11 protein-coding genes are annotated in these 15,222 nt (G+C 35.2%); 1 reads left to right on the plus strand and 10 read right to left on the minus strand.

Features of this window, described 5'->3' with window-relative positions; all coding sequences use genetic code 11:
• Positions 1-4 precede the first annotated feature (4 nt).
• The 10 genes from FT986_RS08560 to porU all read right to left on the minus strand — a co-directional run bounded on the left by FT986_RS08560 (position 5) and on the right by porU (position 13,294).
• Positions 5-1,483 (minus strand): DUF389 domain-containing protein, encoded by a 1,479-nt coding sequence (locus tag FT986_RS08560; protein WP_147864684.1) that lies wholly within the window; start codon positions 1,481-1,483, stop codon positions 5-7.
• A gap of 8 nt (positions 1,484-1,491) precedes the next feature.
• On the minus strand, positions 1,492-2,577 hold the full coding sequence (locus FT986_RS08565; RefSeq protein WP_147864683.1) for a mannose-1-phosphate guanylyltransferase: 1,086 nt from the start codon (positions 2,575-2,577) through the stop codon (positions 1,492-1,494).
• Between the two features lie 5 nt (positions 2,578-2,582).
• Entirely contained in the window at positions 2,583-3,179 is a 597-nt protein-coding gene (locus FT986_RS08570; RefSeq protein ID WP_111539407.1) for a SprT-like domain-containing protein, read from the minus strand.
• Between the two features lie 8 nt (positions 3,180-3,187).
• Complete coding sequence (locus tag FT986_RS08575) at positions 3,188-3,877, minus strand: SDR family oxidoreductase (protein ID WP_147864682.1); 690 nt, start codon at positions 3,875-3,877, stop codon at positions 3,188-3,190.
• A 4-nt stretch (positions 3,878-3,881) separates the two neighbouring features.
• Positions 3,882-4,856, minus strand: coding sequence for a M28 family metallopeptidase (locus FT986_RS08580; protein ID WP_147864681.1), 975 nt, complete (start codon positions 4,854-4,856; stop codon positions 3,882-3,884).
• 70 nt (positions 4,857-4,926) lie between these two features.
• Entirely contained in the window at positions 4,927-6,633 is a 1,707-nt protein-coding gene (locus FT986_RS08585) for a pyruvate dehydrogenase complex dihydrolipoamide acetyltransferase (protein WP_147864680.1), read from the minus strand.
• A gap of 5 nt (positions 6,634-6,638) precedes the next feature.
• Complete coding sequence (gene pdhA, locus FT986_RS08590; RefSeq protein WP_111539411.1) at positions 6,639-7,637, minus strand: pyruvate dehydrogenase (acetyl-transferring) E1 component subunit alpha; 999 nt, start codon at positions 7,635-7,637, stop codon at positions 6,639-6,641.
• A gap of 97 nt (positions 7,638-7,734) precedes the next feature.
• Complete coding sequence (gene cdd, locus FT986_RS08595; protein ID WP_147864679.1) at positions 7,735-8,217, minus strand: cytidine deaminase; 483 nt, start codon at positions 8,215-8,217, stop codon at positions 7,735-7,737.
• A gap of 83 nt (positions 8,218-8,300) precedes the next feature.
• Positions 8,301-9,473, minus strand: coding sequence for a type IX secretion system outer membrane channel protein PorV (porV, locus tag FT986_RS08600; protein WP_147864678.1), 1,173 nt, complete (start codon positions 9,471-9,473; stop codon positions 8,301-8,303).
• A gap of 41 nt (positions 9,474-9,514) precedes the next feature.
• A complete protein-coding gene (gene porU / locus FT986_RS08605) occupies positions 9,515-13,294 on the minus strand; it encodes a type IX secretion system sortase PorU (RefSeq protein ID WP_147864677.1) in 3,780 nt (1,259 codons plus the stop codon).
• 212 nt (positions 13,295-13,506) lie between these two features.
• On the opposite strand from porU, the gene gldJ reads away from it, so the two are divergent.
• Positions 13,507-15,168: a gliding motility lipoprotein GldJ gene (gene gldJ / locus FT986_RS08610; RefSeq protein WP_147864676.1), complete on the plus strand. Its 1,662-nt coding sequence runs from the start codon at positions 13,507-13,509 to the stop codon at positions 15,166-15,168.
• Positions 15,169-15,222: the final 54 nt, after the last annotated feature.

The following is a 15,222-nucleotide window of genomic DNA, read 5'->3' on the forward strand; positions in this document are numbered from 1 at the left end:
TTATTTAACTTTTAGCTTTCGCTGATTTTTTAGGTGAAACTTTCTCTATACTCGATTGCATAGAAATAGTATCTAAACTTAATTTAAACTGAAGCCACCTTTTTAACTTAACCTCATCTTTATTTCTCTTTTCTTTAGTTATACTATCATTCCAAACTACATTAAATTCTGGGATAGTATCAACTTTATTGAAATCTGAAATTATTTTTTGTGCATAACCAAAGGCCCGAATGTCTTCATAATTTAACTGAGCTTCTTTACTAATTTGCTGAAACGGAATTTCATTCTTACTAAATCTAGCTAATTTAGAAACCTCATCTTCCAAATAAGCAATACGCTCATCTTTATTGAGAATATTTAAGGAGTCTCGTCTTTTAAACTCTTTCATATACTCTAACTGATCGTAAGATTCTGTATTCTCATTTTGAAGAATAATAAGTGAAGTATTTTTTAAATTAGGATACCTCTTCATTTTCTCCCTCCATAAGCTTATGACAGAATTAGGAATTTCTTTTCCTAAGAAAGATACTTCAATTTTAGGATCGTTTCCACCATCAAAAGTAGCAATCGTCGAATTCTTTTGAAGAAAAGACTCTTTATAAATCATCAATTCCTCCTCTACAAATTCTTGGGCATCTTGCTTAAAGTAAGACTCCTTTAGCATATTGTAAAACAAATAAATACTAGGAACCATAACTATAATCGCAATCGCCGAAGCCATTTGGGCAATAAACCTTCTTCGCTTAGAATTGGCATATTTCACCAATGGAAAGCCTAATAATTTAGATACTACAAAGGTTGAAAGTGCAATAAAAGTAGCATTAATAGAAAATAAGTAAAGAGCTCCACCAGCATCCGACCAGCTGCCTTGAGCCAAACCATAGCCTACAGTACATAAAGGAGGCATTAAAGCGGTAGCAATCGCAACCCCAAAGATTACACTCGCTATCGTCCCCTTTTTAGTTTTAGCTACAATAAGTGCCAAACCACCAAAAATAGCTACGAGAACATCTAAAATAGTAGGATATGTTCTTGCTTCTAATTCGGCATTACTTCCGTTTAACGGAGAAATTAGAAAGTATAAGAATGCGGTAAGCACACTCAAAACCACCATCACTCCTAAGTTAATAAGAGAACGCCTAAGCATATCTACATCATTAATAGCAACAGATAGCCCCATCCCCACGATTGGTCCCATAAGAGGGGAGATTAACATCGCTCCAATCACTACGGCAGTACTACTTACATTTAGCCCTATTGATGCGACAAAAATAGAGAAGATAAGAATCCAAGCATTATGCCCCTTAAAGGTAATGTCTTTCTTTACAGCTTCTATAGTAGAATCCCTATCGGTATCTGTTCTTATATCTAACAGATCTTTTAGAAACTGTTTGAGGCTATTGAAAGTTCCCTTTAAATCTCGTTTAACGATTTCTTTTTGACTCTCCTCTGCTGGATTGGTATGTGTATTGTTTTCTTCCAAGTACTAAATTAAATAAGTTCGTCTCCAAATTTTTCCTTTACGGAATTTCTCAACACTTTAATTTCTTGTTCGTCTTTCTTAGGACAAATAAGTAAAACCTCTTCATTTTCTACCACAATATAATCATTTAGATCTTTAAGCACCACTGTTTTTCCTTTAGTAGTTCTTATGATATTCCCAGTAGAATTTTCAATGTAGGATTGAGCATTAACGACTACGTTTTTAGCTTCGTCCTTTTCTAATTTATCGTAAAGAGAACCCCAAGATCCTAAATCGTTCCAATCAAATTTTGCGGGTAAGACGGAGACGTGTTCAGATTTTTCCATAATCCCATAATCAATAGATATATTCTCTGACTTGGAATAATTCTCTTCTATAAATTGCTTTTCGGTAGCGGTATTATAATCTTTAATTCCTTCCGCGAAAAGCGAATACATATCTGGTAAACAGTTTTGAAAAGCAGCAGTAATTGCCTTTACACTCCAAATAAAGATACCCGCATTCCATACATAGTTTCCTTGTTGTAAAAAAGATTTTGCCGTCGCATAATCTGGCTTCTCGGTAAAATTGGTTACCTTTTTTATAGGTGTTGCCTCTTGTTCTTGATATTGAATATACCCATAACCAGTATGGGGAAATGTAGGTTGAATCCCTAAGGTCATTAATAAGCTTTGATCTCTTTGGCAAGCATCAAAAGTAGTTTGTACATTCTCAATAAAAGCATCTTCATCTTCTATCCAGTGATCTGAAGGAGCTACGATCATCACTGCATCTGGATTCTCTTTTTGAACCTTTAGAGAAGATAATAAAATACAAGGCGCGGTGTTGTTCATAGAAGGTTCTAAAACAATTTGATGATCTTGTACTTTTGGTAATTGCTCTCTAACTAAGTCATCATACAATTCGTTAGTTAAGATGTATATATTTTCTGCAGGTATTAGTTTTTCTAATCTAGAAAAGGTTTTTTGAATAAGCGTTTCTCCCGTTCCTAACATATCGTGAAATTGCTTAGGATAGCTTTTCTTACTTACTGGCCAAAAACGAGAACCTACGCCTCCTGCCATTAATACTGCAAAATAATTTTTATTATCCATCAATTTCAAACTTTTATTAATTCTACTTGAGCATTAGGTTGAAAAATATAAACTTTTCCACTTTCCATTTCTAAGCACTCATAGCGCTTCACTCTTTTTTTTCCTTTCTTAAATATTTTCCCATTAGGAATTCTAAAAGTGCTTCCCATAGGAATTTCAAATATATAGTTTTTATCACTAGTGGGATCGTATTCTTTTAATGCTACAGATAAAACAGCATCGGTATCACTACTCGCCGTTGGGTTTTTAAAATGTCTTGCTAATAATGGTAATAACCTTGACGGAAATATAGACGGATTTAATAAAGGTAGCATTAATTGTTGAAAGGTATGTTTCCATTCCTTCCCATGGGGTTTTATAAATCTTCCATACTTTTGAAAAGCTACTAAATGAGCAATCTCGTGAACCAAAGTAATTAAAAACCTATACTTATTTAAATTGGCATTGATTGTAATTTGATGCACTTGACCCATCTGGCGGTAATCACCGTGCCGCGTTTTGCGTTCATTTACAATCTTTAAATGAATTGCATGATTTTCGATTAACTGAAACAAAGGCTGTACAGCTCGCTCTGGGAGATATTTAGCTAACACCTGTTGCATGAATCTATTTAAGGAGTAGAATTAGAAACCTGAAGCATTTTACCATTGTAATATTTATTTCCGTTAAGGGAAAAATCTGCTATATATTGAGCCATTTCGTTAGCAGAAGTTGGCGCTTCATAACCAGGAAATGCTTCTTGTAACATTTCGGTTTGTACCGCTCCTAAAGCCAACACATTAAAACTAGGTCCGTTTTCTTTGTATTCTTCTGCAAGTAATTCGGTAAGATTAATTACAGCAGCTTTACTAGAACTATAAGCCGACAAGCCTGCAAACTTCATACTCCCTTGTACTCCGCCCATACTGCTTATGGTCACTACATGTCCGTTTTTGGACATTTTCCCTACCAATTGTTGTGAAAGCTGAAAAACACCAAATACATTGGTTTGATAAACAGTCATGAGTTCTTTAGCTGAAATTTCTTCGAAGGGTTTATTCACCAAACTTCCTGCATTATGAATAAGAACATCTAAACTTCCATCCCATTCTTTCTCCACAAACTCGCTTACTTTATGAAGATCTTCTTCTTCATTTAAATTAAAAGGAAAGCTATGAATATGAGCATGCTGTAAATCTTTAACTGGTTTTTCATTCCGCGAAAGCGCTAAAATTTCATGTCCTTCATTAGCAAGAATCTGCACTAGTTCTAAACCTATTCCTCTACTTGTACCTGTAACAATTATTCTTTTTTTGCTCATTCTTTTATTTTAACTGTATCGTTTTTTCATTCTCATTAGCTAATGCTTCGATTCCTATCACCACTTCTTTTAATAAATTCTCCATATGTGTAGTGTCTAAAAATTCCATTTCATCATCTACATGGTGATAGTAAGGATAGTTAGAAAAATCGAATGTACACAACGTCTGTGCAGGAACATTTAGTTCTTCATAAAAGGGATAATTATCACTTCGTTTGAACAGTTGAAAGGATTTTGCTTTCTCAAAGAAACCAAAGGTATTTTTCCCCGTTTCTTCATTAAAACGCTCAGCTAAAGTAGAATTCTCAAAGCCTGTGAGATAAGCCAGATAATCTTGATGTGGCAGCGGAACCCCGATCATCTCAAAATTAAGCATAAAATAGACAGGTGCTTTTTCTTCTTTTAGTCGCTTTGCTAAATGTTTAGAACCCAAAAGCCCCATCTCTTCAGCTGAAAAAAGCACAAACATGAGACTTCTTTTCGTCTCTTTATTTGCAAAATACTTAGCCATTTCTAAAACCGCTACGCTACCTGCCGCATTATCATTCGCCCCATTGGCAATAGAATCGTTATCTATAATTCTCTTACTTTGTGTTTCTACACCAATATGATCGTAATGAGCCCCCAACACAATAATCTCATTTTTTAATTGAGGATCTGTTCCTTCTTTAAAAGCAACCATATTGTATCCCGTTTTTCCCTTTACCGCAAAACTATCTCGGTAACTTTCAAAATAAGGTTTTAATTGGTAGTTTTTAAAAATATCTTCTGCATAAGAAGCTGCCGCTTCTATCCCTTCGCTACCAGTACTTCTTCCTTTTAATTCATCTGAACTTAAAACTTGAAGTGATTTTTTAATTTCAGCTTCTTGGAAATTGTAATTTTTAGAAGATGTTGATGAATCCACTTTTTCCTTTCCTTGATGCTGTCCACAAGCCGAAATCGCAACGAAAACGATTATATATACTATTTTTCTCATAAGGCTAAAGATAAAAAAATCCCGCTTTTTAGAGCGGGATTTTTAAGGTTTTATAAAACAGTAATGTGGGTTAGGCCAACATGGTTACTGGATTTTCTAAATAACGTTTTAAAGTTTCTAAGAATTTTGCTCCTGTAGCACCATCTACGGTTCTATGATCACAAGCCAAAGTTACTTTCATCGTATTACCAACCACAATTTGTCCATCTTTCACTACTGGCTTTTCTACAATAGCACCAACAGATAAAATAGCTGAATTAGGCTGATTAATAATACTGGTAAACTCTGTAATTCCAAACATCCCTAAGTTAGAAACGGTAAAAGTACTTCCTTCCATTTCTTTAGGTTGCAACTTTTTATTACGCGCCTTTCCTGCGAGATCTTTTACATTTCCTCCAATTTGAGTCATACTCATTTGGTCAGCAAAATTAAGTACTGGTACTACCAAACCTTCATCTACAGCCACAGCTACTCCTATATGAATATGCTTAGCAATTTTAGTAGCATCACCTGTCCATTGCGAGTTCACTTGTGGGTGTTTTCTCAATGCAATTGCAGAAGCTTTGATCACCATATCGTTATAAGATACTTTAGTATCTGGGATCGCATTAATTTGCTTTCGAGAAAGTATAGCGTTTTCCATATTCACTTCTACCGTTAAGTAGTAGTGTGGCGCTGTAAATTTAGATTCTCCTAAACGTTTAGCTATAGTTTTGCGCATTTGAGAATTTTTAATCTCCTCAAAACTTTCTTCTCCTGCTGGCATATAAGCCTCAACCTTACTTTCATTTTCGGTTTTAGTAGCAGGTTCTGATTTTGCTTTCGCGGAAGCTTCTTGCTGTTGTGGTTTATGGTTCTCGATATCTTTTTTAACGATACGACCGTTTTCACCAGAACCTTTTACCTTCCCTAAATCAATACCTTTATCGGCAGCCATTTTTTTAGCTAATGGAGAAGCAAAAATTCTGTCTCCACTTTCATCTTCATGTTGCACCTCTGAAGATTCTTTCTCTTCAGAATCACTTTTAGATTCTTTAGCTGAATTGTCTTTTTTACTGCTTGAAGATTTTTGAGCACCTCCACTGTTATTGTTGAGAACAGCAGAAACATCAGTCCCTTCTGGTCCTATAACAGCTAAAACGGAATCAACTGCAGCAGTTTCACCTTCGGCTACACCAATGTGAAGTAAAGTTCCTTCATAGAAAGACTCAAACTCCATGGTTGCTTTATCGGTTTCTATTTCGGCTAAAATATCTCCTTCTTCTACCTGATCACCTTCTTGCTTTAACCAAGTTGCCACGGTACCTTCTTCCATGGTGTCACTTAATCGAGGCATTTTTATAACCTCTACACCTTCTGGAATTTCATTAGTGTCATCATCCTCTGATTTATTTTCAGATTCTTCTGTCGCTTCTGATTTATCGTTTTCTTTTTCAGATTCCTCTTCCTTTTTAGAAGATTCTTTATCGTCTTTCTTTTCCTCTTTTTTATCCGCTTTAGCAGAATCATCACCATTGATCAAATCTGAAATATCTTCTCCTTCTTCTCCTATAATTGCTAACAATTGATCTACCGGAGCGGTATCACCTTCAGCAACCCCAATATGAAGTAAGACTCCCTCATGAAAAGACTCAAACTCCATGGTAGCTTTATCGGTTTCAATCTCAGCAAGAATATCTCCTTCTTCAACTTTGTCACCTTCTTGCTTAAGCCATTGTGCCACCGTACCTTCTTCCATGGTGTCACTTAATCGAGGCATTTTAATTACTTCTGCCATAAGAATTATATTTTATGAGGAGTGAAAGGGTAATCTTCTTGTTCGTAAACCGCATCGTACATCAAACTCGTTGATGGATATTCAGATTCATCTGCGAATTTCTCACATTCGCTTACTAAATCTTTTACGCGTTTATCTATCGTTTTTATTTCTTCATCGGTTGCCCAATCGTTCTCTTTAATTTTATCTAAAACTTGAGTAATAGGATCAATTTTTTGATATTCCTTTACCTCATCTTTAGTTCTATATTTTTGAGCATCACTCATAGAGTGACCTCTATAACGATAAGTTTTTAAGTCTAAAAAAGTAGGTCCTCCTCCAGTTCTAGCTCTTTCGATAGCTTCATCCATCGCTTCTGCTACTTTTTCTGGATTCATCGCATCTACAGGTCCGCAAGGCATTTCATAGCCTAAACCTAACTTCCAGATATCTTCGTGGTTAGAAGTTCTCTTTACGGAAGTTCCCATAGCATAACCATTGTTTTCTACACAGAAAACTACTGGTAATTTCCAGTTCATTGCCATATTGAAGGCTTCGTGTAAAGTACCTTGTCTTGCAGCTCCATCTCCAAAAAAGGTTAGCGTTACATTATCTCTCTTAAAGTATTTATCTCCAAAAGCCATTCCTGCACCTAAAGGAATTTGACCACCTACAATACCATGACCACCATAAAAACGGTGTTCTTTAGAAAAAATATGCATAGAACCTCCCAAACCTTGAGATGTTCCTGTTTTTTTTCCGTAAAGCTCTGCCATTACTCTTCTAGGATCTACGCCCATACCAATAGGCTGAACGTGATTACGGTATGCGGTAATCATCCTATCTTTCTCTAAGTCCATCGCATGTAAAGCACCAGCCAAAATTGCTTCTTGACCGTTATATAAGTGCAAAAATCCACGTACTTTTTGTTGAATATATACTTGCGCTAGCTTGTCTTCAAACTTGCGCCAAAACAACATATCTTCATACCATTTAAGGTAAGTTTCTTTGGTGATTTCTCTCATGAAAATTTAATTTTATCGCTAAGCCATTTTTAGCGAGAAGCAAAAATAATATAATAACTACTAAAGGAAAAACACTTTAGTGCTTTATAATTTAAAATTACAAAAAACTTGCATCAAAAGCCAAAGGTAAGAGGTCTAACAATGCTTTTGCTTTGATTACATTTCCTTTTTCCCCCATAAAATAAATTTCTATAGGCTGTTGTTGCTTTACCTCATATTCTGCTATAGCTTGCCTACAAGCACCACAAGGAGGTGTGGGTTGTGTAATTACCTTTTGTGGTGATTTTACACATATAGCCATAGAATTAATTTTTTTGTTGGGATGCTGAGAACCAGCATAGTAAATTGCTGTACGCTCTGCACACAAACCTGAAGGGTAAGCAGCATTTTCTTGATTACTTCCCGTTACTATGGTATTGTCGTCGAGTCGTAAAGCTGCTCCCACTAAAAAATTAGAATAAGGAGCATAAGCTTTTTCTCTTATTTTTTGAGCCTCCATCATTAAGGCTTGAGCATCTTTTGGTAATTCATCAATCGATTCAAAAACCTGAACGGTCGTTATAATTTTCTTTTCTTTCATTACACTTTTTTAGGCGGAACAATATAAAGCAAAAAAATGCCGAATTGTAATTCGGCATTTTAAAACTATCTTAAAGAATGTTATTAATATTCACTGTAATCTTCTCCAAAATTGAACGATAAACTAAATCTTAAAGTTCCTTCTAATGGATTAGCAACTGCTTTTGAAGTTGAAAATAAGTAAGAAACATCTATTTGTGTAATTGAATATTTAAAACCTGCTCCTAAGGTTAAGAATTTTCTAAATCCTTTTTCTTCACTTTCATTAAAATACCCTAAACGAAAAGCAAAACTATCTTCATACCAATACTCTGCTCCTAACGACCAAGTAATTTCTTTTAGCTCTTCACTAAATCCATCTGGTGCATCTCCCCAAGAAGAGAAAACTGCCCCAAAAGAACTTTCATTATACCAATCATCTTCAGCATTAATTAAATTATCTCCATTAGAATCGCTCGGTGTTGGCACTAATAATTTATTAAATTCTCCATAAGCTCCAATAGTATTAGAAGCATCTAGAATAAAATCGAATCCTGCTCCAGCTTTAAAATTAGTCGGAATAAAATTTTCTGAACCAGCATCATCATATTTAAGTTTTGGACCAATATTAGAAATATTAACTCCCCCTCTCCAACGACCGTTGAAATCGCTATAAGCAATTTCTTCACTTTGGTAAAAAGCAGAAATATCTACTCCAAAAGAATTAGCAGCACTTGCATCTCCATTAATCCCTGGTATTTTTAAATCTGAACGAATATAACGCCCTGTTACTGCCATCGAAATCTCTTCTCCTAGACGCAAGGCATAAGAAACATCAAGACCTAATTCATTAGGCTCAACTACTCTTGGTGCTTGATCTGGTGTTTCTCTTAACTCGATTTCACCTTGACCAAAATAACGCAAACTAGCAGATACTGCACTACGTTCACTAAAGCGATTATAGTAAGTTAATACTCCTAAATTAATATCGGTTACTAACTCTCTTAAATAAGGAACGTAAGAAAGTCCCACCCCTTGTTGTTTTTCCGCGAAAGCATATTTTGCTGGATTCCATTGTTGAGAGTAAGCATCTACCGGTGTAGCCACCCCTTGATCCCCTAAACCAGACGCTCGAGCATCTCCAGAGATTAACAAAAACGGAACACCTGTAGTAATTACTCGGTCTGAAATACCAGGGGCTTCAGTTTCACTTTGTGCGTTTGCTTTGTAACTAAATAATGTAATAGCTCCTAAAAGGAATATTGTTATCTTTTTCATATGATTTCTTAAATGTTTGCAAATATATAGTTTTATTCGAGTTATAGAATAACCAGCTTTTCAAATTTCTCTACTTTCTTATTGGTTAGCATAGATTTAACCGTTAATTTATAAATATACACTCCTTTTCCTATCGCATCTCCAAAGTCATCTTTTCCATTCCAGGTGATTTCTCTAGATAAAAACCCTTTCGTATTTATTTGTTGGTTTCTCGTCCAAACCACTTTACCGGTAACGGTAAATACCTGTACTTGCACATCTAATAGCTCAAAAGGTCTGTTGTGGTTAAACCAAAACTCTGTATAATTATGGAATGGATTAGGATAATTTAAAACGTTGGTGATTTTTAAATCTTCATCTCCCGCAACCACAAATTGAATTTCTGCTGTGCTAGAATTATTATAAACATCCCAGGCTTTAAAAGTAAGTGTATGTAACCCCTCTTCTAAATCTCTCAATTTATAATTTACATTTCCGCGCATATAATCATCGAGCTCGGTTTCATAATAATCATTGACCACAAAAGGGTTTGTCTCATCGCCATCCAATATTGCTACCAAATCGTGACCTATACCACTGGCCGTATTTATTCCATTTTCATCTTCTAACTTTGCTAATAAAAATGGTGATGAGTTAGTCACTCCGCCAGACACAAAACTTTCATCATTCATATAAAGTTTTATTTGAGGTCCTATATTATCCTCTGGAGCATCTTCATTAATACCCCCTACTAAAATGTCATTATTATACCCTTTATTATCCTCTAACTCATTTTCTTTTTCAGCATAAAAGCTAATTCGACCATTCCCTACAGGAATTGCTATGTCTTTTGGGACTACAAAATCGAATTCAAATTTACCGTTGGTTACCGAGGCTCTTCCCCTAAAAATAATTTCACCTAACGTAGTGAAATCCATAACTAAAAGGTTATTATTACTATCGGATGTACCATCATTTCCTAAAGTTTGCCTGTCTATTCTTTTATCAAAAATTATGGTAGATAATTCTCCATTATAATTAGTCAAAACCCCACCTCCTGGATTTACCACCTCTCCAGCTACTTTAACGTAATCTAATGCTTTAAGTGTATCAATAGATTGCGAAATAGGCACATCATTTATAGCTGTTAAATTAATTTGAGGATCTGGCAGTTGAAGTTTCATCGCAGGGTCGCCCATATAAAAAATAACCCTTCCCCCTCCTCCAAGAGTATTTTTTCCTTTTCTTACGGCTTCAGCAATACTGTCGTCTCCTCCACTATAATTAAATAAGAAAGGAGCAAAATCATTATTGAAAGTCACCCCTGTAGTTACACCTATAGAACGGGTCGTGGTCACCATCGCTACCGACCCTCCTTTTTCTTTAAAAAGATTTACCTCTCCTGGGGAAAGCCTTAACGGATTATCAAAACGTGTGAAATCACAGGTTACAGTTATAAATAGGTTGTATTTATTTTCATTCTGCCAACTTTCTATATCTTGAATAGTAACCAGACGTTCTGAAGCTAATCCATTTTCGTTCCCATGACCCAAATAATTAATTACACTTGTACCCACCTCTACGGCATTCGCTATTTCCTCATTTACCTGAGGGTACCTAAAGCCACCCGAGCTAGAAACTTGCTCATAAGCATCACTATGTATTTTCTTTACATTAATAAAAGGTTTATTTGCGGAAATATCATCCCCCAAAGCATCTAATTGCACCTGTAAGCCATATCCCCCAGAACCCGATTCATCGGCATCATCTGAAATCAAGACAAAATTATTACGCCAACTCCCATAGGACTCTGCATCCTCGTAACCTATAATTTTATCTACCCATATTTTTCCAAGCTCCGGTGTATCCGCTAAAATTCTTCCTACGGCAATATCTAATTTATCCTGGGAGATCATATTACCTTCTTGAGGATCCATCATCCCAAAAAAATCATCTGATGCCGCTGAAGATGTACTCACTCCAAGACTATATAAATTTTGAAATGTAGGTACAATATTATTGTTATTCTCTAATCTATTTTTATAATCTACGGATGCATCGCCAAAAAGTCCTAAATATTTAATACGCTTAGCCGGACTAGAAGCATTGTCATATATATACTTTACAAAATTCCGAATAGCTCCAATATCTTGTTTACCTGAATTAAATTCTGTATAAATATCATCCACCAACACTACTTTTACCGCTAACCCATCACGATCTTTACGGAATTGAGCTAAACGATTAGCTTGATTCAATAAATCTTGATTAGTCACAATCAAATAATCTAAATCTTGAAAATTACCTTGACTATCTCTAAACACATTCCCTTTTAAGTTAACATTTGCTACGGATGCATCTGCCTCTTTGAGTGGAGTATATAAATCGTTATCTGAAATAGCAACATACTCTCTTCTCTCCCCCATCACAGCCTTAAAATTTAAAGTATTAGCATTTTGTGAATTAGAAATAGACTTTACATTATCTCTGTTAGTAATATCCCAGATTTGTGAAATAGACCCAGTATTTTGAATTACATACTCTCCAATTCCCGAGGTAGTCGCTGCATCATTATAAGTAAATTGCATCTGGGTGTTATCCGCAATTAATGAACGTTTAGCCTGAACCCGCAAAAAATCTAAATAAGCTAAACTAGAAGGGTTCCCCGAATTATTATAAACTAAGTCTATCGTAATTTCGTCCCCACTTACATTTATTACTTCATTAATAGCAGAACTTCTTCCGTAAATATCATCACTAATCGTAGAAAAATTTAGATCAATTAAACTTTGCCCGTTAACTGAAACATTCATCATGGTAGAACTTTCGGAAGCCGCAACCACATTACCTATAATTTGTACGGGTTCTGAGGTTACAAGATTTTTAAATGTAAACTCATAAGATTTCTCATTCTCGACATCAAAGCGATCTCCAAACCATTTTCTTCCAGCTTTAGCTATACTATATTCATCAACTTCATACACTTGCTCATCATCAAAAGTATTGATGTTCACTTGCGCACTACCTGTAGGTGCTATATAACCAGAAACCCGCAATCCATTATTTCCGCCAGAGGTTATATAATAGTAAGAGCGATCTGCATACAAATTCTGTGTAGTTTCATTTTCATCACTCCATTTATTATGCACAGCAGTTCCGTAGAATAAAATATAATCGCCTCCATCAAAACTACCGTCTTCCCCCCCTATAACCTGAATAGAGATTTGTGGAATATCATAAAATTCATTTTCATTATTTCTTAACGGAAGCATTTCTCCTCCATGTCCATATATTTTTATAGAATTAGGATTAGATAAATCAACCCCGAGACTATTTAAAAAGGTTTTAGAAAGTTTATACACTCCCGTTTTCGGCACATAAAATCTAGCCCATTCCCCAGAAGCTAGAACAGAATTAGATATCGAAGGCGTGTTGGAAACAGATGATGGCCGACCAGACAACTTAGTGTAAGAAATCGTAATAGAAGAAATTCGTTTTATTTGACCGTTTTGATTCACTAAAGGATTTACAGAAGCTACAAAATAACTATCATCTCTAGCTATAGAATTTACAAGCTTCACTTTTGGAACGGACGGGATTAATTTCTTATCTATCCTATTCAAATCTATTTTTTCATTAGACTCATAGGATACACTTTTAACTTGGTAGTTATTAATAGATCCATTTTCTTTCCATTGATAATTGTAAGTCATTTGCTTAGCGTCATCATCAATTGAAAAATTTGATTTTTCTTGAAAATCATCTGGTATTAAAATAGTTCTTTCTTGGGCAGAAACTGCTATAGTACCAATCAAAAATAAAATGTAGAAATACTTCATCATCAAATTAAACGTTAAATATATTATTGTAGTATATTTACAGCTTTCAAAAATATATTAAATAATCAACATACGATTCTTAAGCTTTAGGCGTTTATCTATTTAAGAATTACGCAAAAAAAAGTAATATATCTGCTAAATTTTCAAAACAAACTTGTTAATTTCACGTTAATTACTATATTGCAAGCCCAAAATATTTACAAACTTACTGTGATATGAGATTAAAAACTGTTTTTAAATCAATCTTTTTAATTGCTATAACTGCTTCTTTTACGGCATGTAACAACTCTGAAGATTACAAAGACAATTCCCGTGCAACCGGATGGAGGCTCGATGGAAAAGATGGTAATTTAAAATACAAAACCGACTACGACGAGCAAGAAACCGGACCTGGTTTAGTATTCGTAGAAGGAGGAACTTTTACAATGGGTAAAGTTCAAGATGATGTAATGCATGATTGGAACAACACGCCAACTCAACAGCACGTACAGTCTTTTTATATGGACGAAACAGAGGTGACTAACCGTATGTATCTTCAATATTTAGATTGGTTAAAGTACACTTTCGACCCAACCGAAGAAAAATATAGAAATATTTATTACGGTGCTTTACCAGATACTTTAGTATGGAGAAATAGATTAGGTTATAATGAAACTATGACCAATAATTACCTTCGTCACCCAGCCTATCAAAACTATCCTGTTGTAGGTGTTAACTGGATTCAAGCTACAGAATTTAGTAAATGGAGAACAGACCGTGTCAATGAAATGGTTTTGGAGGAGAAAGGTTACACAGCAAAAGGAGCAAGGTTTAAAGCTGACCCAGCCTCAACATTCAACTCAGAAACGTACATCAACGCTCCGTCTAAAGTTTATGGAGGTAACGATTCTTTAACTAAAGGAGGAAGAGCTTCAGCAAGACTTGTAGAGGTTGTAGATCAAGATTCTACTCACAACTATGTACAACGTAAAGATGGTGTATTATTACCAGCTTACAGACTACCAACCGAGGCAGAGTGGGAATACGCAGCCTTAGGAATGTCTTCAGTAAGAGAGTACAACAAATATAGAGGTAGAAAAAAATATCCTTGGGATGGACAATACACTAGAGATGGTGGTCGAAGAAAAAGAGGAGATCAGCTAGCTAACTTTAAGCAAGGTGATGGAGATTACGGTGGAATCGCTGGATGGTCTGATGATGGAGCAGATATTACTGCTGAAATCAAATCTTACTCTCCAAACGATTTTGGAATCTACGATATGGCAGGTAATGTTGCCGAGTGGGTTGCCGATGTTTACCGACCAATTGTAGATGATGAGTTTAATGACTTTAACTACTATAGAGGTAACGTTTATACTAAAAATGCGATCAATAAAGATGGTACGGTGAAAATTGTACAATCAGACAGCATTATTTTTGACACATTAAGCAATGGTAGTATTATTGCAAGAGCTCTACCTGGAGAAATCGCACAAGAACCAGTAACCTCTGAAGATACTTACTTAAGAACTCAATTCTCAAAAAGTGACAATAGAGACTTTAGAGATGGTGATGTTAGCTCAAGTAGAGATTACTCTGAAAGTGATAAAACTAGAATGTACAACTCTCCTCAACATAAAGTAAATGTACAAAAAGACAGTACTGGTAACGCTACTGGATTGGATAGACAATATGATACAGACGCTAACAGAACTACCTTAATTGATAATGAAGTTAGAGTTTATAAAGGAGGTTCTTGGAGAGATCGAGCTTATTGGTTAGATCCTGCACAAAGAAGATATTTCCCACAAGATATGGCTACAGATTATATCGGGTTTAGAAATGCAATGTCTAGAGTAGGTTCTAAATCTCAAAAAGGGAAAAGAGCTAGAGACTAATTATATTATTTACACATATCACAAAAAGCCCTTTCCTCACGAAAGGGCTTTTTT

It is taken from the genome of Mesonia sp. K4-1 (assembly GCF_008017825.1).
GTDB lineage: Bacteria > Bacteroidota > Bacteroidia > Flavobacteriales > Flavobacteriaceae > Mesonia.